This is a genomic window from Streptomyces sp. NPDC020192, assembly GCF_044388685.1.
GTDB lineage: Bacteria > Actinomycetota > Actinomycetes > Streptomycetales > Streptomycetaceae > Streptomyces.
In genome coordinates this window covers 42,702-65,548 of the sequence record NZ_JBIRXG010000021.1, presented here as the reverse complement: position 1 = coordinate 65,548, position 22,847 = coordinate 42,702, and the positions used below count along the sequence as shown (strand labels likewise).

The window sequence follows — 22,847 nt, the reverse complement described above, 5'->3', positions numbered from 1 at the left end:
CAGGTCGACGGGTTCGCTGAAGGTCAGCCGTACCGTGACCGGCACCCCTCTCATCGCAGCACTCGCCACGGCCACCCTCAGCGGCTGCGGCCACTCATCGCCGGCCAAGGAGACGCGGCCGACCGCTGTACACCAGAAAACAGCGACCGCAGCACAGCTGAGGGACGAACTGCTCTCGGCTCCGACCGGGTCCAAGCCGGATCACACCATTGCACTGGCTCCCCGCAGCACCCTCGACCTCGACCAGTTCGTGCGGGGAATGTTCGTGGCGAAGTCCATCACTGCTGAGAAGGAGTACCTGCAGGAACAGGGCTTCGTGCATGCCGCCGAGACCAACTGGGACGCGGCGGACGGCACCGGGGCAGTGATCTTCCTGATCAAGTTCCGCGGCGCCGCTGAAGCCCGTGGCTACGTCGACTCACTGTCCGCGAGCATGGCGACGTCCGCTTCAGCACTGGCAGGACTGCCGGACGGCAGGATTCTCACCGCCGACTCGGCGGATTCCTACGGGGACATCGTCATGCAGGCCCGGTTCACCGTCGGCGACATCGCGGTGGAGATGCACTACTACTCCCATGCCACGGCTGACCGGGCAGGACTGACCGCACTTGCCCAGGCCCAGTACGCCCGCCTCACCAAGAGCAGCACCACCGCATAGCCCTGCCGTGTCGCTGACCACCGAGCATCGCCGTGGACCGTGTCCTGAGCCACGCCTGAGGTCACCGATGTCCGTGGCACCACGCCGCCCGGCCCGTGGATCCGCCCCGGGAACCTGTGTGTGGCGGGGCGGGGTGAAGCCCGGCTCGTCGGGTTCGTGGTCGTGGGCGAGGGCGTCCTGGGTGGTGCCTCGTCGTGGTGGAGATCGGTGCGTGCGGACTTCCCGGGCGGCTGTCCGCATGCTGTCGCCGGTCCGGCCGATCTGGTTGCGCCGTCACCCGGCGGGGGTACCCGTCAGGCGTCCGCTCGGCGGTGAACGAAGAGACGGAAAACCATGCCCGTGGGATCCGCTCGAGACGAGAGCACCGCGCCCTGCTCCGGCACGTAGGCCGGACACCTCGCCGCCCGGCTCCCTGACGGCCGGGGAACTGGTGGATCAGGTCTGCTGACCGAGCTCGCCGACGGGGAGGTGAAGACCATGCCATCCGGTTTCTTCGCGCAGCGCTCCGGTCGCGGAGATCCGTCGGAGGCGGAACGGCTGCGTGTCATCGACGCGCTTGCCGCTGCCGCCAGAGGCGTCGACGCCCAGCAGGTCCCGGAGACGCTCTGCCGGGCCTGCGTGGGTCTGCTGTCGGTCACCGGTGCCTCGGTGTCGATCTCCGGCGGCCCCACGGTCCGGGCCACCTGGTGTGCCAGTGACCGTGTCGCCGCCCGGCTGGCGGAGGCGCAGTACACCCTGGGTGACGGGCCCTGCCAGACCGCGCTCGACGTGTCGGCCCCGGTGCTGGCGGGGGACCTCGCCAGGGAGCCCGACAGCAGGCGGTGGCCGGTCTTCGCGCACCAGGCGGTCGGGCTGGGGGTCCGGGCGGTGTTCTCGCTGCCGCTGGGTGTCGGCGGAGCGGCGATAGGCACCCTCGACCTGTACCGCGACCGGCCCGGCGGGCTGTCCGCGAGCGAGCTGAGCATTGCCCTGTGGGCGCGGGATGCGGTCACGTTCGCCGTCATGAGTCTGCATTCTCGGCGCGACGGAACCGAACGGGTGCCGGAAGACGAGGTAGCGTCATGGGTGGAGGCTTCGGAGGCCGAGCACAGCGAGGTCTATCAGGCGATGGGCATAGTGATGGTGCAGCTCGGCGTGGACCCCGAGGAGGCTCTCGACCGGATGCGGGCGCGCGCCTTCGTCCAGGGTCGTACGGTCACGGAGGTGGCCCGTGACGTGATCGCCCGGAGGTTCAGCTTCCGGCCCGAGCGAGGGCCTGGAGGCAACCCGGGCGAGCAGGACGGCCGGCGTGACACCGGCGACGACGGACCGGACGGTGAACAGTCATGAACCGCGAACAGTCATGAATCGCGAACAGCAGCTCGCCGAGGCTCTCGTCGGGCTGGCCGACTCCTTCGCGGACGACGTCGACCCGGTCGTCCTCCTCGACCGCCTCGCGACGAACTGCAGGGAGATCACGGGTGCCGACGCGGTCGGCGTCATGGTGGCCCCGCTGCGCGGCGGCCTGCGCACCATGGCCGTCACCGACGACCGGGCCGCCCTCATGGAACTCTTCCAGCTGCAGACCGACGAAGGCCCCTGTGTCGACTCCTACCGCCTGGGTGAGCGGGTGGACGCCACGGACCTGGTGAGCAGCACGAACCGCTGGCCGTTGGTGGCCCGTTTCGCCCGGCAAGCGGGTTTCCAGGCGGTGCACGCGCTGCCCCTGCGCGTCCATCAGCAGACCATCGGCGCCGTGAACCTCCTGCTCACCGGCCCCGGCGGGCTGCCGGAGCTGGACCTGAACCTGGCCCAGGCGCTCGCCGACGTCACCGCCGTGGCCCTCGTCAACTGGAACCCGTACCCCATCCGCCCCGACGACATCAGCACCCGCGTGCAGGGCGCGATCGCCGCGAAGGCGACCGTCGAGATCGCCGGCGGCATGCTCGCGGAGTACGGCGGTCTGAGCCTGGCCAAGGCCTACACGGCCCTGCGGACATACGCCCTCGGTACCGACCTCCGCCCCACCCTGGTCGCTCACGCCCTGGTCCAGCGCACTCTGCTCTTGGAGGCGGTGCTCCCCGCCCACGCGACCGGCTGAAGTCTGAGGGCGTGCGTACCTGTGCGGCCGCCGTCGCGGACGACAGTGCCTCATCCGCCGCGCACACGAGCGCCGAGTGGAACATCGTCAGGGGTGAGGACTGAACCGTCCGGCATCCGTTGATCGTTACCGGCCCTGGCACACCGCCTGCCGGGTCGGGCCCGTGCGGGCACGGAGCTGCGGACGACCACCCGTCCTGCGGGTTCTCGCGACGGCTTCCGTCAGCTGCCTCTGGACCGGATCCGGCAGGGACGCGCCCTGCACCGTGGTGACCACGTCCCTGGCCAGGCGGTTCAGCTTGGTGTTGGTGTTCTGGGAGGCCGTGACCAGGACCTCCCACGCCTCGTCGGGGCTCAGGCCGAAGGAGGCCATGAGGATGCCGCGCGCCAGGTCGATGTCCGGCCGGGTCCGCAGCGCATGGCGGAGCTGGACGACCTCGGTCTGCAGGAGCCCGTCGTCGGCGTCCTCGTACCGCGGCCCGGGTGTCCCGCCGGGTGCATCGGTCCGGTCGCGTGTGACGGAGAAGAGGGCGTAGGTGTCCGTGAAGGTCAGCAGGTGTTCCGCGGCGGCGCTGGCCGCGGTGACGGTCACCGTCTTGCCTGCCGTGACCGCCTGACGGCGAAGGGCCAGCAGGACGTTGAGCGCGGAGCAGTCCGCGAGGGTCAGTCCGCTGAGGTCCAGGTCCACTCCCTCGGCCGACCTCGTGAGAGCGTCGCACAGGGCGTGCCGCAGGCTCTGGCTGTCGTCGAGGCAGAACACCCCGCTCACGGTGACGGCCACGCGGCCGCCGTCCGGCCCGGTCCGCACCAGCAGGTTCCTGGCGGGCGTCGACGAGCGGTCGGTGCCGTCCTCGCTCGTCACAGGCTCCTCGTAGGGAGGTACCGGCATGACTGCCTCCTCCGTATGTCCTCCTTCAGGCTCATACGCCCCCCATTGCACGTCAAGTCATACACGAATACTGTTTCGTGCTTTTGTGAACGTGTACGCGCGGTCGTACCCTGTGCTCATGGTGGCAGTCGACGGAGTGCCCGAGCCGCATACCGGATGGACCTTCCTGACCAATCACGCGCGCGTACTGGCCAGCATCGCCGACAAGCACAACACGCGCATCCGTGACATCGCTGCGCGCTGCCGGCTCACCGAACGCGCCGTTCAGAAGATCATCTCGGATCTGGAGCGGGACGGTTACCTGTCCCACACCCGCAACGGCCGCGTCAACCACTACCAGGTCGACCCGAGCAAGGTCCTGCGTCACCCGGCCGAGGCCGGCCTGACCGTGGCGTCCCTGCTGTCGATGCTGGTCAGAGACGAGGCCGAGCGCCAGGGGATCGTCGAGCGGGCTCGGGCCGACACCTGACATCCGGCCCCGAGCTGTCGCTCCAGCGTCGCCCTGTTGTTCTTAGTAGCCGCCCAGGAGGGTTCGTACCTGGCGCAGGGCTTCCGGGCCGGCGGCGCTGTACCAGCGTGACGGGTCGGCGGGGCGGCGCCCCCAGAGCAGCAGGACGCGTACGGCGGCGTCGCTCTCGATGGTGGCGGGGCCCTCGGGGTTGGCGAGGCGGATGGTGCCGCCGTCGGCGTCGGCGGTCACCACGACGTCGTCCATGCCGGGTGTGCGCAGGCGGCCCTCGATCCGCCCGTCCGGCCCGAGGTCCAGACCGGTGCGGCCGCGTTCCAGCAGGGGGCGGCCGACCGAGACCACACTGTGCTCCGTCATCCACGGCTCGTTGAGCGCCTGCACCGCGGTCTGGTCGTCGCCGGCCAGATCCCAGCGATGCAGGATCAGTTCCTCGCGCATGTGCTCCGCGAAGAAGGGGGGCTTCACGAGCCGCCCGGTCCACATGATCTCCGTGTCCGGTGGCAGATGGCGTGCGCCGGCCGCGGCGACCTCGGTGAGCTTTTCGCAGTTGTTCAGAAATGCCGTCCAGAGGTCGCAGTCGGGCATCTGCCGATAGGGCTGCTCACGGTCGAAACCCCTGGTCTGCACCGGCGTGCCCTCGAGGAACGCCTGCAGAACGCGGGCCAGTTCCTCGGCATTGCCCGCCTGGTGGACCAGGACGTCCCGGACCGTCCACGCCTCGCACCATGTGCCGTCGTCAGGGCGCCGGCCTTGTACGGCGTGCACGAAGGGGGCCAGCTCCGGCAGTGTTTCCTCGACCCGGGATGGAATCATGCGCCATGGGTAGCCCGACCGGCTGTCGGCCAAACCACCCCGTCCAGCACGGCGGCTCCGCTCGGTCGAGCCCCGCCTGAAAGGCCATCAAGCAGGGCGGGGCCGCCGGTATGGGCCGGAGCAGGCTCTGTTTGCCGAGCACCAGCTGCAACGGCGTTGACGAAGCGCTCAGCCCTTCGTCAAGGACCCGGACACCGCGCGGTGGGGGACGTACGGAACTGGCCTGTGGAGCACGGGCGCGGGCTCCAGAGGCCGAGATGGCCTGTTGTCACGGCGAGGGCTGTTTCAGGGTGTAGTCCTGGTTGAGCCGTGCGCGTCGGCAGAAGCGGTGTGATCGGGCTTGGCGGCGGCTGCTCCGGCGGCCCGCTCGATCGTCGTGCGCCGGGCATCCCAGAACGCCGCCTCGCGCTGCGGATGTGCGTACTCGGCCGCTGTCCCCGTGGCGCCGTCGAGTTGTTCGCGCAGGATGTCGGCGTGTCCGGCGTGCCGGCTGGTCTCGGTGAGCACGTGGACCAGGATGTCGAAGAGCTTCACCTCGGGGCGTGGCCACCAGGGCACGTAGCCGGGGGAGTCGATGGTGAGTGCGGTGATCGTCGCGTCCGAGTGCTCCCCTGCGCGACGGTAGCGGTCGATGGTCTCCTCGCGCGTCTCGTGCTCGGTCACCCACATGTCGGCGCCGCGCTCGGCGGCGTCGTCCCACCGGGGCAGGGGCTCGGGCGCTGTAGACCATGACGCGAGCGGGTTCGTCGGGGTCGACGGCCGCGAGCTGCAGGGTGCTGGTCGTTGCGCTGGTGACGGGGTCGGACCAGCCGGTCTGTCCGGCGCGCAGTTCGCGGCCGCCGACGAGCAGGCGGCCGTTCATGACGTGCGCGAACAGGCACACCTCTGCGCGAACCCGTCGCCCTCGGCGGCCCGTTCGTGATGAACACCAAACTGGAGATCACCAAGGCCTTCACCGACTTCCACGCCGGGTCCTTCGGCCCGGTGCCCCGGACGGCGCGCCTCGCCTACGACCGATGACCAACGCCCCGCGCTGCTCCACAGGGACAGGCCTGAAGCCGCCGTAGCGGGCCACCGGGCTCCAGGCGCGGACTCGATCGAGAGGCGCGACGTTGCGTGACGTCCGTGGCGCTGACGTGACTCAGACGGGCTCGGGTTGCGGTTCCGGTTCCGGTTGCCGTGCTGGTGCGGTCCTCGCTTCCCACCAGGTGGTGGTCCGTACGTAGCCGTGGACCACTGAGGCCATCGCCAGAAGGAGAAGTGGTCCGAACACCCACGGATGTCCGGCCATCTCCCTCGGCAGATAGCGATATGACACCAAGAGCACGGCGAAGACCGTTGCACCATGGGCGACGAGCTGGAATCCTGACCGGTCCCAGCCACGTTCGAGCGAACGCAAGGCTGCCTCGATCGTGAGCGCGAACACCACACCGGCAACGAGATCCACGCCGTAGTGGTAGCCGAACCCCAGCGTCGCGCCGAGCGTGGCGATCAACCAGAACGCGCCTGCGAATCGCAGCATGCGTGGGCCCTTGCGGGAATGAACGAAAATGGCCGTGGCCCACGCTGTGTGCAGGCTGGGCATGCAGTTGCGTGGGGTGATCACGTCAAATGGCATCGGGTGCGGGGCCGTGAGCGGCGGCGGCGTGTCGGGCCACAGGTCGGCCACCGCCCAGTGCCCGCCCTCGGTGCCGTAGGCGAAGGCCGGTCCGACCACCGGGAACACCATGTAGATCGCCGGCCCGACGAGGCCGATGACCAGAAAGGTGCGCACCAGATGATGGCTGGGGAATCGGCGCTCGACGGCCACGTTGCGCAGCTGGTACGCCGCGACGACGACCGCGGCCACCGCAAGCTGGATGTAGACGTAGTCGAGAACATGGGCGCCGATCGGACCGGAGGCCCTGACGATCCGGCCCGCCAGCCACGACGGGTTGCCCAGCGCGTGATCGGCGGTCGCCACGTACTGGTCGAACACCGCCGGGCGGGTCCTCGACGTGATCAGTAGCCAGATGTCGCCGGCCTTGCGACCGGCCACCAGCAGCAGGCCCAGCCCGACGCCCTTCAACAGCAGGACACGTTCCTGCCCCGTGCGGCGCGTGACAGCGATGACCGCACACCCCAGAATCACCCACAACGCGCCGTTGCCGAACGGGTGGCCATGGGTGATCCTGACGCCGGCCGCCCACCGCACCAAAAAGAAGACGACATCGATTCCGATCGCGACAGCAGCCGCGATGAACCGTTGCCGCCAGGTGAGCACCACCATCATCAACGCCATACTGGCGTACAGCAGGAAACCCGACTTGGGCGGGAGTATCACCTCTTCCACCTGATTGGTGATCGGCCCGGGCAGGCCGTAGTGACGCGCGGCGATCTCCAGCGTGACGAGGAATCCGAGGACCGCCACACCCGCCGTGGCCCACAGCAGCGCCCGTGGTTGACACCACACGGCGGACTTCATTCTGCTGTTTATTCGCGAAAACAACCGCGATGCTATAGATGTCAATGGTTCAGCCGATTTGTTAGCGTGATCTGGTGACGGACGGGCGGTGCGTGCGCTCGTCGTGCGGTCGATCATGCTATCGGAGCGGTACGGGTGGATCTCGCTCCTCTCGGATGGCCCGCAGTTCACGTTCGGCTGGGGCGAGGACGTCTCCTGTCGGTGGGGGTGGCTGTCGGGGCGGTGAGGGTATGGGCGAGGAGGTAGTCGACGGTGTCGGCCGGGCGCCGGCGGCGCCGGTGGGCGGCGCGCTGGCGGACTGCTCCGGTGCCGTGAAGGTTGAGCTGGGACAGCAGGGAGTCGACCAGGGCGGTGTCGCCGCTCCGGGCGAGGACGGGGCGGATCCAGGCCAGCAGGCTGTGCATCCGGCGCGAGGACGGAACCAGTTCGCGTGAGACCGGGTCGAGAACCGTTCCGGTGAGACCGTCGCGGGCGCTGCGCCACGACGCCGCGCGCAGCAGGTGTGGGTCGGGCCGTGGGGCCGGCCGGCCCGCGCGGACCGCGGCGAGCGCGGTGGCGGCGGCCGCGCGTACGAGGGCGGCGATCAGCACGGTGTCGTCGACGGTCAGGCCCGCGTCCGCGACCCGCACCTCCAGCGTGGGCAGGTGGTGGGAGGGCCGGATGTCCCAGTAGATCCCGCCGGTATCGAGGACCGTACCGGTGCCGATCAGGGTGGCGACCAGATCGTCGTAGTGTCCGGCGGACTCGAAGTACGGCGGCGGACCGGCAGCCGGCCAGCGTGCCCAGCACACGGTGCGCCAGCTGGCGTGGCCGGTGTCCCGCCCGCCCCACAGCGGTGAGTTCGCCGCCACCGCGATCAGCACCGCGATCCAGGCCCGCAGGTGGTTGCTGACCTGGACGGCCTCCTCGCGGCTGTCCATGCCGACGTGGACATGACACGCACAGCACACCTGCTCCTCGTCCAGCGCGCCGAAGGCCCGTGCACTGCGTTCGTACCGTTCACCCGGCATGAACGTCGGCGCACCCGTGGGCACGAGGACCGGGGTGCCGCTGGAGATCAGCCCGGCGCCGTGCGCGGCGGCCGCACGCGACAGGTGGAGCCGGTTGGCATAGAGCTGTTCGGCGAGCGTGCCGAGATCGTGGTGGGGTTCGGTGCGCGTTTCGACCTGGTAGCAGGTCAACTCCGGGGCGACCAGGTCGCCGAGCTTGTGCCGGGCGGTCGCGATGACCGGGGCGGCCGCCGGCATCACCAGGTGCGTGTGCGGATCGACGAGGAGGAACTCCTCCTCCACCCCCACCGTCACGGACGGTCCGCCCGCCCTCGCCCTCGCCTCGCCGCCGGCCCGGGGCGCCGGCCTGCTCCCACTGCGGGATATTCGGCTCTCCACGGACAGGATCCTTCACCGGCGGACCGCGGACTTCCCCCTGTCAGGGGCAATCCGCCTCGAATGGACCCGCAGATGGCCGAAGAGCTCCCTTCGCCGAGGGCACGGGCGCCAGGCGCGGCTTGTCCGTCCTGTGGCCGCGGCCGCCCGGCGCCCTCCCCGGTGGCGCGCGATGATGGAGGACAGGAGAGTCGTCGCGCGTGCCTGGTGACCGACATGCCCTGGACGGGAGGCGCGGATGATGTTCTGGTACGGCCACGGCATGAACGGTTGGGGCTGGTTCGTGATGTTGCTCGGCACCGTGCTGTTCTGGGTACTGATCATCGCCGTCGGCATCCTGCTCTTCCGGGCCCTGGCGCGTCCCGCCCGGCCCGGCGCCGAGTACCACACCTGGCAGAGAACACCCCCGGTCAGCGGCCCCGAGCAGATCCTGGCCGAGCGGTACGCGCGCGGCGAGATCGACGAGGAGGAATACCGCCGCCGTCTGGCCACCCTCAGGGAATCACCGCCGGGCGCATCCGGACCACCCACCTCCTGACCGGCGCAGGGCCCGAGTGGGTACGGCCCTCCTCAGCAGCCGGGGTCGGCGATGACGAAGTAGCCCGGGGAGGTCTCCTTCAGCGTATGGATGACGGCGATGTTGTACAGGCCCATGTCCTGGTCGGAGCCGTCGGCGTAGGTGCGACCGCCGCTCTGGTGGGCGCGGCCGGCCGCCACCTGGTGGTAGTTGTTGTCGGTGTAGCACGGGGGCGCGGCACCGGTCGTGGTCGCCGTGACCGGCGCCGAGGAGGTCCCGACGGCGCCGGTGGAGTCGACCGCGGCGACGGTGTACTGGTAGGAGGTGCCGGGGGACAGGCCGGTGTCGGTGTACGACGTGCTCGTCGCGGAGCCGGCCTTGGTGCCGTCGCGGTAGACGTCGTACGAGGCGGCGCCGCTGACGGCGTGCCAGGACAGCGATGCGCCGGTGTCGGTGATGGCGGTGACCGTCACCCCGGACGGCGCCGGCAGACCGCTGCCGTCGGAGCTGCCGCCGGAGCCGTCCAGGCCCCAGAACTTCGCGGTGTAGTAGCTGGAGCAGATGGAGTCGAGGTAGTACGTCCCGGTGCTGCCGCACTGGTCGGTGCCCGCACCGGGGTTCACGGCGAGGCCGTGGGCCATGCCGGAGACCGAGAAGAGGGCGACGGCGGGCTTGCCGGCGGAGTCGTCGTAGACGCTCTCGGTGGTGCCGCCGGTGAGGTTCTGGGTGCTGGAGGCGGTCTGACCGATGCCCCAGACATCGGTCCACTGATCGCGCAGCTCGGTGCCGTTGACCGGGACGACCGTGGTGTCCGAGGTTCCCTGCCAGACCGCCACCCGCGGCCACGGCCCGGTGTGTCCCGGATATGAGTCGCGGACCTTGTCGCCCCACTGCCGAGGGGTGAGGTGCTGGTCGCTGTACTGACACCCGGAGGCCGCGCTCACCGTGGTGGCACACTGCGCCGGAATCCCGGAGTCGACGGCGCCGCCGGCGAACACGTCCGGGTAGTCGGCGAGCAGATCGGCGGTCATGCCACCGCCGGCGGACAGGCCGGTGACGAAGACACGGCTGCGGTCCGAGCCGTACTGCGCCACGGCGGTGTCGACCATCTGCCGGACCGAGGCTGCCTCTCCCCTGTCCCGGGTGTCCTTGGTGGAGTCGAACCAACTGAAGCAGGACAGGCTGTTGTTCGCCGTGCTGGTCTGCGGGTAGACCACGGCGAAACCCCACGCGTCGGCGAACTTCTGCCAGCCGGAGTGTGCGTGGTAGTCGCTCGCCGACTGGGTGCAGCCGTGCAGAGCGACGACCAGCGGGGCGTGCGCGGGCAGGTCCGCCGGCGCGTACTCGTACATGGCCAGGTTGCCGGGGTTGGAACCGAAGTCCGTGACCCGTTGCAGAGTGCCGGAGGCCGCGGCGGCCGGGGTGGCGGTTGCGAGGGGGGTGACCAGGCTCAGTCCGGCGGCCAGGGCACCGAGCGTGGTGGTCACAGCGGTGCGCCCGAAGAGTCTGCGCACAGTGGAGGAGAGCATGGGGCGGCTCCGATACGTGGGGGACATGCCGACGTGCTGGATGCGGACCGTACGACTGGTTCCCCGGACCGGGATATGTGAAGGGCAGCCAGCAAAGCGGCAGTTGACGTGGCTTGCGCACACATGTCCGCTCGGGCCGCTCTCTGTACCCGCATCACACGGACGCCTGGGCGGCAGGGCCGTCGGCCCCTGGTGGCCCTCGCGAGCACCAGGGGCCGGTTTCCCGCTCACGCCGGTTCAGGCGTGCGCAAGTCCTTACGCAAGTCCCTCGAGTACCGGGCTCGTTCAGCGGCTCACGGGCCTGCCGCGGCCCCAGCCCCAGGCGAGCCGGTCGGCACCGGACTGATTGGTGGTGGCGAGCCAGGGGCGGGCGGTGGTGCCGGTCAGGGTCTGGATCGAGTAGGTGTCGTCGGTGCGCAGGCCGGGCCAGTAGACCGACCCCATCCCGAGCTTGCGGAAGGTGTCGGTGTCGGCCTGGATGAAGTTGATCGAGTTGTTGTCGGGAGCCGGCTTGTCGTAGTTCAGGCCCGTGGTCATCGGGGCGCCGAACTCGTCGGCGACCGTCCGGTTCGCGCAGTCGCCGAGGCGTTCCTTGAGGTCGGCCACCCACTGGTCGTAGGTCGCGTAGTTCTTCCAGAACCCGTAGTGGTGCAGCGACAGGTAGGTGCCCTTCAGACGCGGGTCGGCGCACACCGAGGTGACGTGGTCGTTGTAGCCCGCGCCGCTGACGAAGACGCGGTCGCGCGGGACCGAGGGGTAGGTCGACAGCCACTGCGCGGCGATGTCGGCCCACTGGCTGTCGGTGTAGCCGTGCGGCTCGTTCATCGGCTCGAAGTGGACGAGCCGGTTGCCCGTGTACGTCTTCACCACCGTGTCCCACATGGGCCAGAAGGTGCTGGGGTCGTCGATGAACCCGTCCTTCCGCGCGCCCGTGCCCTCCCAGTAGGAGAGGATCACCTTGAAGCCCCGGGCCGTCGCCGCGTCGATGACTCCGCGGTACGACTTCCAGTAGGCGCCGTTGACCGTGTAGGGGTTGATCGGCAGTCGTACGGTGTTGGCACCGAGGTTCGCGCGGAAGGCCTCGATGATCCGGCTGGCCTTCGCGTAGGTCTGGGCGTAGTCGTCGGAGAGCGACAGACCGGACAGGTGCAGGTAGTCGTCGGCGTAGTTGTCGCGGGGGTCGGCCCAGTTGACACCCTTGAACTGGGTGGTGCCGGTGCCCGGCACAGCGGCGGAGGCGGGACTGCCGGCGAGCGTCGTGCCACTGACCGCGGCGATCGCGACCGCGACGAAGGCGGCGCGAAGGCGGGGGGCGAAACGGGCTCTGGCGGGGGACTTGCGCATCGGACGTGCCCTTTCAGGAGATGGCGGCTCGGGGCGCGGGCGCGGGGGAGAGGGGCCGCCGGGGTGCTGAGCTGGACGCACCAGAACCTCCCCGGAGCTTCTCGGCCCGGCCGCGACCACGGCACGATGTTTACGTAAACATCCGGTGTGGCCGACAGTGGAGCGGGATCTCCGCTCGCACTGGACTGGTCACGGGAGGGGATGTTTACGTAAACACGAAGGCGTCGGAATCGTGGCACCCGCTTCAGCGGTCGTCAAGGTTTTCCCACGCGTAACATCCGGGTGCGGGAAAGAGGCAGGAGGGGTGGCGCGATGAACCCGAACGAGCCGGAGCAGCGGGTCTCGCCGACGACGGGCGGCGTGTGGCGGGGCGGCTCCGGCGTGCCCGGCGGGCGCCGCAGGCAGCGGGTCTCCATGGCGGACGTGGCCAAGCTGGCGGGTGTCTCGTCGCAGACGGTCTCCCGGGTCGCCAACGGCCACGCCGGGGTGATCGGCTCCACCCGCGAACAGGTGCTCGCCGCGATGCGGCAGCTGGGCTACCGGCCCAACAGCGCCGCACGCGCCCTTCGGTACGGCCAGTTCAACACCATCGGCGTAATCCTGTTCAACCTCTCCACCACCGGCAACAGCCGTACCGTCGAGGCGATCGCCACCCACGCCGCGGCCGAGGGGTACGCCATCACCCTGATCCCCATCGACGTACCCACGCAGGACAACGTGCTGGGCGCCTTCACGCGCATGGGTGAGCTGGCCGTCGACGCCGTCATCGTCATCCTGGAGAGCCATCTGCTCGACACCGGCACCGTGCAACTGCCCCCGGGCGTCCACGTGGTCGTCGTGGACTCCGATGCCGGCGATCGTTACAGCGTGGTCGACACCGACCAGGCCGACGGCGCCCGCCAGGCGGTCAGGCACCTGATCGACCTGGGTCACCGGACCGTGTGGCATGTGTCCGGTCCCGAGACGTCCTACGCCGGGCAACGGCGCACCGAGGCCTGGCGCGCGGTCCTGGAGGGGGCGGGGCGCCCGGTCCCCGCCCCCCTGCACGGCAACTGGTCGGCCGAGTCCGGCTATGCGGCCGGTCTCGCCCTCGCCGAAGAACCCGGCTGTACCGCCGTGTTCGCCTCCAACGACCAGATGGCTCTCGGGCTGCTGCGTGCCTTCCACGAACGTGGCCTGTCCGTCCCCTCGGACATCAGCGTCGTCGGCTTCGACGACACCCCCGACGCCGCCTTCTTCATCCCGCCCCTCACCACGGTCCACCAGGACTTCGCGGAGGTCGGACGCCGCTGTGTCCAGGGAGCCCTGCGCCAGATCCGCACCCACGACGGCTCGCGCCCCGGCACCGACCTCGTCCCGGTGCGTTTGGTGATCAGACAGAGCACCGCCCCGCCCCGCAGCTGACCAGGCGCCGGCAGATGTGCTCACGTGTGTGAGTATCGGATGTTCAGAGTCATGGCCGGGTGGGGATACGGCAACGGCGGTCAGCAGCATGAGCGGGGCGGCCATCCCCTGTCGACGTACCAGGAGGGTGCCGGTCAGCGGGCTTCGGCGCCGTCGGCAGGAACACCCTGGGATGCGGCACCACTTGGGCCGGCAGTTACGAAGTAGTGACAAACAGGGGTCAACTTCTTGGCACGTCACCCGCTCTTCATCTGCGAAAGTGCGTCAATGAGGGACAGATGGACTCTCGTCGGCGCGTGGGAACGAGGAGAACCAAGGAGACCCGGGCATGAAGCATGGCTGGAAGCGTCTCGCGGTGGTCGGCGCGCTGGGTGTGGCCTCGGCGGCACTGGCGGCCTCCCCGGCGTTCGCGAAGGGCGACATCTCGATCCAGGCAACCCCTCACACCGTGCATGTCGGTCATGTGGTGAAGGTGCGCGGCCAGGGTGACGACGACGCTGCGCCGTACACCACGCTCGTCGTACAGGAACGTTCCGGCAAACCCGGCCACTGGGGCCACTGGCACGCGGTCAAGCAGAGCTACGACGGCGGTGTCCGTGTGGACGTCAAAGCCACGCACACCGGCGAGCTGCAGTTCCGCTCCGTGCTATACGAGACCGACAAGCACCACCGGCATGCGAAGACGGACCGTGTCTCCGCGCCGGTGACCGTCCGCGTCGTCCGCTAGCCGACGCGGGCGACACCGCACTCCGACGACCGCCGCCCTCCCGGAATGACACGACGCTCCGGGAGGGTGTTCTGTTCCCCGTATTCGGACCATGCGACCGTGATGAGGTGCGGTCGAATCCGGCAAGCTGCGGCGAAAAATTCATCGCGGAATTACGCCACCTTTCCTCATGCAGGTTTCGATCGCACCGAGCTGGTGTGTCCTGCCCGAACGGGCTGTGTCCAGGCCTTGTTGACTCCTATTCAGAGACCTTGTGGCCGAATTATCCGTAAAGGCGAAATTTACGCTCCTGTCAGGTAAACGACAGAGAGGGCACTGGAGGGAGCCATGAGGATTGGGTACTTTGACCTGACAACTCAGCCGTGAGAAACGGAAGTTCTGGGAGCAGTCAGACCCGGCCCTGGGGGCCGTCGAGCAACTTACGGAGCACCATGAGTGCGGACACATTCGACGAGCCCGTTCTCGACGAGTACGCGATCGAGCTGTATGGATGGATTCTGGACAACAGGGATGCCGATCTCTGCCGGGCCGCCCGAGACCTCGGGATCAGCCGGCTGCAGGCGGCGACCGCCTTCAAACGGCTGGTGCGACTGCGGGTGGTGCGCGTCGACCCGGAGGACGCGGAGGTGGCCTGGGCGGTCGACCCGGACGCGGCCTCGGTCCTGCGCACCCGGCCCCTGCACGAGACCATCCGGCGTGAGCAGGCCCAGCTCGACCGGCTGTTGCACGACTTCGACCTGCTGCGCAACCGGTTCTTACGGGCCCGCGGCGGCGAGAGCCGCGCCCTGCAGGTCATCCCCAGCCTGGAAGAGGTACGAGCCGCGCTGAACCGCGCCGCCGCCGAGTGCCGCGAGGAGATGGTCACCATGCAGCCCGGCGGGAACCGCCAGCCGGAGGCGCTGGAGGAGGCCATGGCCCGCGACCACGCGCTGCTGTCCAGGGGCGTACGGATGCGCACGGTCTACCATCACACCTCCCGTTTCAACGGCCCCAGCCAGGTGTACGTCGCCCGGGCCGGCGCGCTCGGCACGGAGTACCGCACCGTCCACGATCTCGTGGGACGGATGATCATCTTCGATGGTCACCGACTCGCCTTCATCCCGCTGCGCGACGACGACAACGGCGCGGTCGCCATCCGCGAGGCGTCCGTCGTCGCCTTTCTCCACCAGCTCTTCGAACACGTCTGGGCCCATGCCACGCCCTTCCACCCCGCGGCCCCGGAGCACCTGGAGAAGGTCGCCAAGGAGATCGACCAGACGATCGTGCGGCTGCTGGCCGCCGGACTCAAGGACGAGACCATCGCGCGCCGGGTCGGCATGTCCCTGCGCACCACCCGGCGCCACATCGCCGACATCATGAGGCTCCTCGGAGCCGAGAGCCGCTTCCAGGCCGGTATCCTCGTCGCCCGCGCACAGGAGTACTGGGGTCTGGACGACGCGGCCGGCCTGCCCGAGCCGTCGGAGCACTGTCTGCACGACATGGTGCTGCGTCTCCCGGGGGGATGAGGCGCTCACGGTTCGGTGCGCTCGAAGTCACGCATGTCCCGCAGGGGTGAGCACACCACCCACAGGGCCGCCAGGCAGCTGCCCGTCGCCGCGATCCACAACGTGCCCCGGTCCCCTAGGAGTTCACCCAGCAGCCCGCCGGCGAGCGTGCCGAGCGTGACGGCGCCGAAGGCCACGAAGCGGACGGTGGCGTTGACCCGGGCGAGCATGCGCTCGGGGCAGACGGCCTGCCGGTAGCTGACCTGGGCGATGTTGTAGACGACGGTGCCGTATCCGGTGACGAACAGGCCGATCACGGCCGGGGCCAGGAGGGCTCCCGGGCCCGCGAGCGGGACCAGGAGCAGGGCGGGGAAGGTGGTGAGCGGGACCAGCCATACCGCCCGCGCCTGTCCGACGGCGCGGATCAGACGACCGGCGGTGGCGGCGGCGAGGACGCCGCCCATGCCGAGCACGCTCAGCATCAGGCCGACGGCCGCGTCGGACAGGCTCAGGGTACGGGTCAGGAAGAGGACGTTGACCGCGCTGAGGACCCCGCTGAACAGGTTGGCGGTGGCCGTGCAGCAGGTGATGGCCCGCAGGGCCGGAGTACGGGCGACGTAGCCGAGGCCCTCGCGCACCTGGCCGGGCACGGAGCCCCGCGAGGCCTCTTCCGGCGGGAGCGGGTCGTGCTCGCGCACCCGGCGCAGCAGGGCGGCGGCCAGGACGTAGCCGCCCGCTGTGCCGAGGACGGGGCCCGCGGCGCCGGTGAGCTGGGTCAGGGTGCCGCCGATGCCCGGGCCGGTGATCTGCGCCAGGGACTGGCTGGACTGGAGTCTGGCGTTGCCTTCGAGGAGTTGGTCGCGGGCGACGAGGGCGGGCAGGTGGGACTGGTAGGCGATGTCGAACAGGACTCCGCAGACGCTGGCCAGCAGGGCCACGACGATGAGCTGGACCGTGGTCAGCGCACCGAGCCACCAGGCTGCCGGGATCGTGGCCAGCAGCAGTGCCCGGGCCAGGTTGGCCCGCCACATCAGCCGGCGTTGCCGGGTGCGGGCGACCCAGACGCCGGCCGGGAGCCCGATGAGCAGATACCCGGCCGTCTCCGCCGCGCCCAGCACCCCCATCTCCAGCGGTGTCGCCGCCAGCGTCGTCGCGGCCACCAGCGGAAGAACGGTGTTGCCGACGTAGGTGCCGAACTGGCTGACCGTGTCCGCCGCCCAGAACAGCCGGAAACCCCGGTGGGCGAGCAGGGACGGCGGACGCGGTGCGGTGACGGACCGGGCCACGCTCACCGCCCTGCCGCGGGGGCGGTGGAGAGCACCTCGGCGAGGACCGCGACGGCGCGGTCGACGTCGTCGGCGGTGACGCCGGAGTGGGTGACCGCACGGATGCGGTCCCGGCCGAGCTCGGCGACGCGCACGCCCCGCTCGTGGGCGGCTTCGATGAGCGATGCGGTGGTGTGGCCGGTGGCCTCCGGATCGACCGAGAAGAAGACCATGTTGGTGCGCGGCGGCTCAGGATCGAGGCGCAGGCCCGGGAGTTCGGCCAGGCCCGCCGCCAGCCGGGCGGCGTGGGCGTGGTCGTCGGCGAGGCGGTCGACCATCTCGGTCAGCGCGATGATCCCGCAGGCGGCGACCATGCCGGCCTGCCGCATGCCGCCGCCCAGCATCTTGCGGATGCGGCGTGCTGTGCCGATGGACCGCGCGTCGCCCACCAGCATGGATCCGATCGGCGCGGACAGTCCCTTGGACAGGCAGAACTGGACGGTGTCCGCGTGGGCGGCGAGCTCGGCGGCCGGCACACCGAGGGCGAGGGCCGCGTTGAAGATGCGGGCGCCGTCCAGGTGCAGGGCGATGCCCTGGGCGCGGGCCAGCGCGGCGGCCTCGGCCAGGTAGGCGGGCGGCAGCGGGATGCCGCCCCTGCGGTTCTGCGGTGTCTCGATGCTCAGGACAGCCGGCAGTGCGAACTGCGGGTCGTCGGAGTCCACTTCACAGGCCTCGACGACGGCGTCCAAGGGCAGGGTGCCGTCGGCCGCGGTCGGGATCGGCTCGTAGACGACCCCGCCGAGCACCGCGGCGCCGCCCGCCTCGTAGACGTAGATGTCGGACTCGGCGCCGACGATGGCCTTGCCGCCGCGCGGACTGTGGGTCAGCAGGGCCGCGAGGTTGGCCATGGTACCGCTCGGCATCAGGCAGGCCGCCTCCTTGCCGAGCAGCTTGGCCGACAGCTCCTCGAGTTCGGCGACGGTCGGATCCTCGCCGTAGACGTCGTCGCCCAGGCGGGCCTCGGCGGCGGCGTGGAGCATGCGGGGCGTGGGCAACGTGAAGGTGTCGCTGCGCAGTTCGACGACGCGGTTCATACGGTGCTCCCGGAGATCAGGGTCGTGACGGCGGCGGTCAGGGTCTTGTCGGCGGCCGACCAGCGCTCCCGGCGTGCGTCGGCGGCGGTGCGCAGTGCGTCGAGGCGGGCCGTGGCGTCGTCGGCGGCGGCGAGCACGGAGGCCAGGCCGGGGCCGCCGCCGGCCGTGGCGGACGCGGCGACGGAGGCCGGGTCGAGGTCGGCGAGGAGCCGGGCCGGATGCCCGGTCAGGCGCTGGGCGGCGACCTCCTCGAAGGGGCGGCCGGTCTCGACGGCCTCGCGGCTGATGTCGCCGACGTCGTGGTGGGCGGTGCGGAACGGCACCCCCGCGACGACCAGCCGTTCGGCGAGCGCGGTGGCACTGGTCTGGCCGTCGGTCGCCCGCCGCAGCATGCGCTCGGCGCGGGGTTCGGCGCCCTCGACGATGAGCCGGAGCAGGACCACGGCGTCGGTCGTGGCCTCCAGGGCCGACCAGATGTGACCCGTGGCCTCGGTGCCGACCGCGATGGCGTTGGTGTAGCGGGCGGTGGACATGGCTGTCGTCGCGGCGGTCAGCGCGCCGAGCGCGGCGGCGGCCTTGCCCTGGATGTTCTCCAGCAGGAACGGGTTGCGCTTCTGCGGCATCATCGAGCTGCTGCCGACCAGGTCGTCGGGCAGGTGCAGCAGGCCGTTCTCGGCGCTGGTCCACGACTGCAGGTCGTGGGCGACCCGGGTGAGCAGGACGCCCAGCACGGCGCAGCCGGCGAGCAGGCGCAGCACCAGGTCCCGGGAGGCGACGGCGTGCAGGGAGTTGGGCAACGGGTCGGTGAAGCCGAGGAGTTCGGTGGTGCGGTGCGGGTCGATCGGCAGCGAGGTGCCGCCGACCGCGCCGGCGCCGAGCGGACTCTCGTCCAACTCCCGGCCGGCATGCTCCAGTTGGTCGAGGTCGCGGACGAGTGCGGCGGCGACTCCGGCGAGGTAGTGGCCGTAGGTGATGGGCACGGCCGGCTGGTGGTGGGTGTAGGCGGGCATGACGGTGGTGTGCCAACGGCGCGCCCCAACGGTCAGGGCGCTGCCGAGCGCGTCGCACTCGGTGAGCAACCGGTCGTAGGGGACCCGCAGTTGAAGGCGCAGGACGGTGGCGTTGAGGTCGTTGCGGGAGCGTCCGCTGTGCAGCACTCCGCCGGTCTCGGCGCCGAGCTGCTCGACCAGGTAGCCCTCGTAGGCGAGATACCGGCCGCGCGGGGCGGGACGGTGGCGCAGTGGCGCGAAGCCGGTGGCGCGCAGTTCCTCGATGCCGGCCAGCAGCCGGGCGGCCGTCTCACGGCCCACGACGCCCTGTTCGGCGAGCATCACGACGTGCGCGCGGTCGACCTGGCTGGTGGGCCGCAGTTCGGCGGCCACCGGGTCCTCGGGGGCGCGCAAGTGCCTCTCGAAGAGGATCTCCGCGGCGGCGGGGGCGACGGACGTGGTCAGCCGGCCGGTGGCGGTCATACGGTGGCCTCCTCGTGGGGGTGGGGCCGCAGCGCGGTGCGCAGCCGGGCCAGGGCGGACTCGGCGGCGCGCGCCGCGTCCTCGGCGGTGAGGGCGGTGGCCGTCACGTGCCCGACCCGGTCGCGGTAGTCGTGCTGCGGCACGAGCCGGATCCCTCGGCGGCCGGTGAGGGTGGTGCCGGTGACGTGGGGCAGGTCCCCGGTGTCCGGGGCGTCGCCGAGTTCCGACGGAGCGTCGACGACCAGGAACCGCAGCGAGGAGTGGCGGGCGCTACGGGGTTCCAGGTCGGCCGGGCGGCCGAGCGCCGCCGTCACCTGCGCCAGCACGAGGTCGACTCCGCTGGCCGCGCGGATCAGTTCGGGGATCATGCCGCCCGCGAGCCGTGCGTTGACCTCGATCAGCACGGGGCCGTCCGGGCCGAGGCGCAGCTCCACATGGGCGGCGCCGAAGCCGAGGCCGAGCGCCTTGACGGCGTGGACGGCGGTGGCCGCGAGCGCGTCGGCCTCGGCTGCCGGGACGGGCGCGGGGACGTCGTGCCCGATCTCCACGAAGTGCGGGGCCGCGCCCAGGTGCTTGGCGACCACGGCCACCGCCCGCTGCCCGAACACCTCCACCGAGAACTCCCGCCCGTCCACGTACTGTTCGACGAGGAAGTCCCGGGCGACCGGCATGCCGCGCTCGTTGTGGGTGCGCGCCAGCAGCCGGGCCGCGTGCTCCGCCGCCTCCTGCCGGGTCGTGCACAGCCGTACGCCCATGCTGCCCGAGCCGTCGGCCGGCTTGAGCACCACCGGCAGACCGATCCGGTCCACGGCGGAAAGGGCCTCCTCCAGCCCGGACACCAGGGCATGGGCGGCCACCGGTACGCCGCCCGCGACGAGGTCGGCGCGCTGGCTGCCCTTGTGCCGGACCCGCCGTACGGCCCGCGGGTCGGGACCGGGCAGGTCCAGGGCGCGCGCCGCGGCGGCGGCGACAGGCACGAAGTAGTCGGAGCTGGTGGTCAGGCCGGCCGGGGACGCGCCGGGCAGCGCGCGCACCGCGGCGAGGACCGCGTCGAGGCTGCCGGTGTCCGTGCGCACCACGGGGACGTCGTCCTCGCGCGCGTAGGCGTAGCGGTCCGGGTCCTCGGCCAACAGGACGGGCATGGCGCCCAGTTCACGGGCCCGGCGGGCGAACAGCCGTCCCGTGCCGGTGGTGTTGCTCTCGACCAGCACGAGAGTGGGCGGCATCATGGGGTCTCCATCGGGGAAGAGGATGCGGCGGGCTGCACGACGTCGTCGAGGCTGCGGCGGCCCCACTCCATGCGGGCCCAGCCGCCGAGAGCGTCGTCGGGGCAGGCGACCGTGCGCGGCTCGGCGGCGATCTCCTGGTCGAGAACGCCCTGTCCGCGCAGCCAGTCGTCCTGGTACACCGAGTCCTGGTAGCGGTGGCCCTCGTCCGGCAGGAGGGCCACCACCTGCTCGTCGGGGTGGCGTTCGGCGTACCAGCGGGCGACCAGGAAGGCGGCGCCGCTGGTCGGCCCCATGTACAGGGCGTGCCCCGCGTGCAGGTCACGGGTGGCGCGGAACACCTCGCCGGCGCCCGCCCAGTGCACCTCGTCGTAGGCGGTGTGGCGCACGTTGGGCGGTACGAGGCTGTTGCCGAGGCCGCGCACGGCGCGCGGTCCGTCGGGCTGGCCGAAGATGGTGCTGGGCGAGGTGTCCACGCCGATCAGGCGCAGCCCGGGCGCCAGCAGCCTCAGGAACGACGCCGTGCCGCCCGTGGAGCCGCCCGAACCGACCGGGCCGACAAGACAGTCCACCGGGCCGACGGCCTCGGCGATCTGCTGGGCGACCACCGCGTAGGCGTTGGGGTTGTCGGGGTTGTGGTACTGGCCGGGCACGTAGTGGCGGGGGTACTCGGCGCGCAGCTGCTCCAGCCGGTCGAGGCGGGCCCGCTGGAAACCGCCCTCGGGGCTGGGCTCGTGGCAGATCTCGACCTGGGTGCCCAGGTCCCGCAGCCGGCGGCGCAGCACCGGGTCGATGGCCGGGTCGCCGACGATCACCAGCGGATAGCCGCGCAGCCGGCACACCATCGCCAGGCCCAGCGCGAAGGTGCCGGAGGAGGTCTCCAGGACGGTGGTGCCGGGGCCCAGCTCGCCGCGCTGCTCGGCGCGGTCGAGCATGAACCGGGCCGGCAGCAGCTTCATCAGGGTGAAGGCCGCTCCGCACAGGTTCGGGCCGAGGCGCACGAGCCGCGGCAGTTCGGTGGCCTCCACGATGGAGGCGCTGGGGGTGGGCAAAGACAGTGAAGGCATGGTCCCCGTCCTCATCCGTCGATGGTGAAGTGCCAGGTCTCCTCGATACCGAGGGCGGCCAGCCGCGTGCGGGCCTTGTCGGTCCGCGCCTCGGCGTCGGGCCGGCACGGATCGAAGAGCAGTCCGGCGACATCGCCGCTGTGGGCGACCTGCAGGCCCGCCGCGCCCACCTCCTCGGCGACGCGCAGGAGTTCGTCCAGGCCCGGCACGGGCAGATGGCGCTGGTTGAGCCGGGCGCTGGCGGTGGCGACGCGGCCCAGCAGGGCCACGTCACCGGCGCGGACCGCGCGGCGGGCCATGCCGAGCAGCGGGCGGAACGCCTCGATCTCCCACACGGTGTAGCGGGCGGGCGGCAGCTCGAGGGTGTCGACGCCCGCGCCGTCGCGGCTGGTGCCGAAGCCGAGCACCCCCAGCCGCATCAGCCCGCCGCCGAGGTCCTCCAGGCTCTCGCCCTGCCGATGGGCGAAGAGCACCGCCCGGTGCGGGTACATCAGCGCGTCGGAGGCGGTCTCGGCGGCCACCGCGAGGGCGGCGCTCTGGGCGGGGCCGGGATCCTGGCCGGCGGCCCGGAACACGGCGCCGATCGCGGCCAGGACGTCGGCCGTGGACGAACCGAACCCGCGGCCCAGCGGGATGTCGCTGGTCACCCGCAACACCCCGCCGGTATAGGGGCCGCCCAGGGTGCACAGGGCCAGCTCGGCGGCCCGCCCGGCCTTGGTGCGCCACGGCTCCCGCACCGTGACCTCGCCGGTCGTCGTGGACGGCTCGAAGACGGCCTGCGAGCTGTACAGCGGGCAGGGCAGGGTGATCAGTCCGCGGCGCAGCCGCCCGCCGACCTCGAACACGCCCTGGAGGATCTCTCCGTGGTGGGCGATGCTGCGGTAGGTGCCCCGGACGTGGACCGCCGTCCCGGCGGGGGCTGTGGACGCGTTGAGTGGCATGGCTTCCTCAGGGGTGATGC

22 protein-coding genes are annotated in these 22,847 nt (G+C 71.1%); 9 read left to right on the top strand and 13 right to left on the bottom strand.

Annotation, left to right across the window (positions count from 1 at the left end; translation table 11 throughout):
• Nucleotides 1–34 precede the first annotated feature (34 nt).
• The 3 genes from ACH47Z_RS33330 (at nucleotide 35) to ACH47Z_RS33320 (ending at nucleotide 2,738) form a co-directional block, all read left to right on the top strand.
• Complete coding sequence (locus ACH47Z_RS33330; RefSeq protein ID WP_399080434.1) at nucleotides 35–658, top strand: hypothetical protein; 624 nt, start codon at nucleotides 35–37, stop codon at nucleotides 656–658.
• Between the two features lie 477 nt (nucleotides 659–1,135).
• A complete protein-coding gene (locus tag ACH47Z_RS33325) occupies nucleotides 1,136–1,987 on the top strand; it encodes a GAF and ANTAR domain-containing protein (RefSeq protein ID WP_399080432.1) in 852 nt (283 codons plus the stop codon).
• Between the two features lie 13 nt (nucleotides 1,988–2,000).
• Nucleotides 2,001–2,738 (top strand): GAF domain-containing protein, encoded by a 738-nt coding sequence (locus ACH47Z_RS33320; RefSeq protein WP_399080430.1) that lies wholly within the window; start codon nucleotides 2,001–2,003, stop codon nucleotides 2,736–2,738.
• Between the two features lie 126 nt (nucleotides 2,739–2,864).
• Here ACH47Z_RS33320 and ACH47Z_RS33315 read toward each other — a convergent pair whose 3' ends face one another.
• On the bottom strand, nucleotides 2,865–3,626 hold the full coding sequence (locus tag ACH47Z_RS33315; protein ID WP_399080428.1) for an ANTAR domain-containing protein: 762 nt from the start codon (nucleotides 3,624–3,626) through the stop codon (nucleotides 2,865–2,867).
• A gap of 118 nt (nucleotides 3,627–3,744) precedes the next feature.
• Between ACH47Z_RS33315 and ACH47Z_RS33310 the strand changes: the two genes are divergently transcribed.
• Nucleotides 3,745–4,095 (top strand): ArsR family transcriptional regulator, encoded by a 351-nt coding sequence (locus tag ACH47Z_RS33310; RefSeq protein WP_399080427.1) that lies wholly within the window; start codon nucleotides 3,745–3,747, stop codon nucleotides 4,093–4,095.
• Between the two features lie 42 nt (nucleotides 4,096–4,137).
• Here ACH47Z_RS33310 and ACH47Z_RS33305 read toward each other — a convergent pair whose 3' ends face one another.
• Together ACH47Z_RS33305 and ACH47Z_RS33300 are read right to left on the bottom strand one after the other, a co-directional pair.
• The gene (locus ACH47Z_RS33305) at nucleotides 4,138–4,908 is read right to left on the bottom strand and encodes a maleylpyruvate isomerase N-terminal domain-containing protein (RefSeq protein WP_399080425.1); all 771 of its coding nucleotides are present in this window, start codon (nucleotides 4,906–4,908) and stop codon (nucleotides 4,138–4,140) included.
• A 285-nt stretch (nucleotides 4,909–5,193) separates the two neighbouring features.
• Nucleotides 5,194–5,616, bottom strand: coding sequence for a DUF664 domain-containing protein (locus ACH47Z_RS33300; protein ID WP_399080628.1), 423 nt, complete (start codon nucleotides 5,614–5,616; stop codon nucleotides 5,194–5,196).
• A gap of 177 nt (nucleotides 5,617–5,793) precedes the next feature.
• Here ACH47Z_RS33300 and ACH47Z_RS33295 point away from each other — a divergent pair, with 177 nt between their 5' ends.
• On the top strand, nucleotides 5,794–5,928 hold the full coding sequence (locus ACH47Z_RS33295) for a pirin-like C-terminal cupin domain-containing protein (protein ID WP_399080626.1): 135 nt from the start codon (nucleotides 5,794–5,796) through the stop codon (nucleotides 5,926–5,928).
• 121 nt (nucleotides 5,929–6,049) lie between these two features.
• Here the strand turns inward: ACH47Z_RS33295 and ACH47Z_RS33290 are convergent, their stop codons facing one another.
• Nucleotides 6,050–7,372 carry a phosphatase PAP2 family protein gene (locus ACH47Z_RS33290; protein WP_399080423.1) on the bottom strand — a complete coding sequence of 441 codons (1,323 nt, stop codon included), beginning with the start codon at nucleotides 7,370–7,372 and terminating at the stop codon, nucleotides 6,050–6,052.
• Between the two features lie 167 nt (nucleotides 7,373–7,539).
• A complete protein-coding gene (locus ACH47Z_RS33285; protein ID WP_399080421.1) occupies nucleotides 7,540–8,760 on the bottom strand; it encodes a glutamate--cysteine ligase in 1,221 nt (406 codons plus the stop codon).
• 235 nt (nucleotides 8,761–8,995) lie between these two features.
• Here ACH47Z_RS33285 and ACH47Z_RS33280 point away from each other — a divergent pair, with 235 nt between their 5' ends.
• A complete protein-coding gene (locus tag ACH47Z_RS33280) occupies nucleotides 8,996–9,295 on the top strand; it encodes an SHOCT domain-containing protein (protein WP_399080419.1) in 300 nt (99 codons plus the stop codon).
• A 32-nt stretch (nucleotides 9,296–9,327) separates the two neighbouring features.
• Here ACH47Z_RS33280 and ACH47Z_RS33275 read toward each other — a convergent pair whose 3' ends face one another.
• Nucleotides 9,328–10,803, bottom strand: a complete 1,476-nt coding sequence (locus ACH47Z_RS33275; RefSeq protein ID WP_399080417.1) for a PHB depolymerase family esterase — start codon at nucleotides 10,801–10,803, stop codon at nucleotides 9,328–9,330.
• Nucleotides 10,804–11,088: 285 nt separating this feature from the next.
• Nucleotides 11,089–12,147 (bottom strand): cellulase family glycosylhydrolase, encoded by a 1,059-nt coding sequence (locus ACH47Z_RS33270; RefSeq protein ID WP_399080415.1) that lies wholly within the window; start codon nucleotides 12,145–12,147, stop codon nucleotides 11,089–11,091.
• 312 nt (nucleotides 12,148–12,459) lie between these two features.
• Between ACH47Z_RS33270 and ACH47Z_RS33265 the strand changes: the two genes are divergently transcribed.
• From ACH47Z_RS33265 to ACH47Z_RS33255, 3 genes are all read left to right on the top strand, one after another.
• Nucleotides 12,460–13,551: a LacI family DNA-binding transcriptional regulator gene (locus ACH47Z_RS33265; protein WP_399080413.1), complete on the top strand. Its 1,092-nt coding sequence runs from the start codon at nucleotides 12,460–12,462 to the stop codon at nucleotides 13,549–13,551.
• A 328-nt stretch (nucleotides 13,552–13,879) separates the two neighbouring features.
• Entirely contained in the window at nucleotides 13,880–14,278 is a 399-nt protein-coding gene (locus tag ACH47Z_RS33260) for a hypothetical protein (RefSeq protein ID WP_399080411.1), read from the top strand.
• 431 nt (nucleotides 14,279–14,709) lie between these two features.
• Entirely contained in the window at nucleotides 14,710–15,783 is a 1,074-nt protein-coding gene (locus ACH47Z_RS33255) for a LuxR C-terminal-related transcriptional regulator (protein WP_399080410.1), read from the top strand.
• A gap of 5 nt (nucleotides 15,784–15,788) precedes the next feature.
• Here ACH47Z_RS33255 and ACH47Z_RS33250 read toward each other — a convergent pair whose 3' ends face one another.
• Genes ACH47Z_RS33250 through ACH47Z_RS33225 form a run of 6 tightly spaced genes read right to left on the bottom strand, consistent with a single transcriptional unit; the run spans nucleotide 15,789 to nucleotide 22,827 of the window.
• A complete protein-coding gene (locus tag ACH47Z_RS33250) occupies nucleotides 15,789–17,048 on the bottom strand; it encodes an MFS transporter (RefSeq protein ID WP_399080408.1) in 1,260 nt (419 codons plus the stop codon).
• Nucleotides 17,049–17,050: 2 nt separating this feature from the next.
• A complete protein-coding gene (ltaE, locus tag ACH47Z_RS33245; RefSeq protein WP_399080406.1) occupies nucleotides 17,051–18,121 on the bottom strand; it encodes a low-specificity L-threonine aldolase in 1,071 nt (356 codons plus the stop codon).
• Nucleotides 18,118–19,593: an argininosuccinate lyase gene (gene argH / locus ACH47Z_RS33240; protein ID WP_399080404.1), complete on the bottom strand. Its 1,476-nt coding sequence runs from the start codon at nucleotides 19,591–19,593 to the stop codon at nucleotides 18,118–18,120. Before argH ends, ltaE begins: the two co-directional genes overlap by 4 nt.
• Entirely contained in the window at nucleotides 19,590–20,822 is a 1,233-nt protein-coding gene (locus ACH47Z_RS33235; protein ID WP_399080402.1) for an ATP-grasp domain-containing protein, read from the bottom strand. The genes argH and ACH47Z_RS33235 overlap by 4 nt, the downstream gene beginning before the upstream one ends.
• On the bottom strand, nucleotides 20,819–21,886 hold the full coding sequence (locus ACH47Z_RS33230) for a pyridoxal-phosphate dependent enzyme (protein WP_399080400.1): 1,068 nt from the start codon (nucleotides 21,884–21,886) through the stop codon (nucleotides 20,819–20,821). Before ACH47Z_RS33230 ends, ACH47Z_RS33235 begins: the two co-directional genes overlap by 4 nt.
• A gap of 11 nt (nucleotides 21,887–21,897) precedes the next feature.
• Nucleotides 21,898–22,827 carry a hypothetical protein gene (locus ACH47Z_RS33225; RefSeq protein ID WP_399080398.1) on the bottom strand — a complete coding sequence of 310 codons (930 nt, stop codon included), beginning with the start codon at nucleotides 22,825–22,827 and terminating at the stop codon, nucleotides 21,898–21,900.
• Between the last annotated feature and the right edge of the window lie 20 nt (nucleotides 22,828–22,847).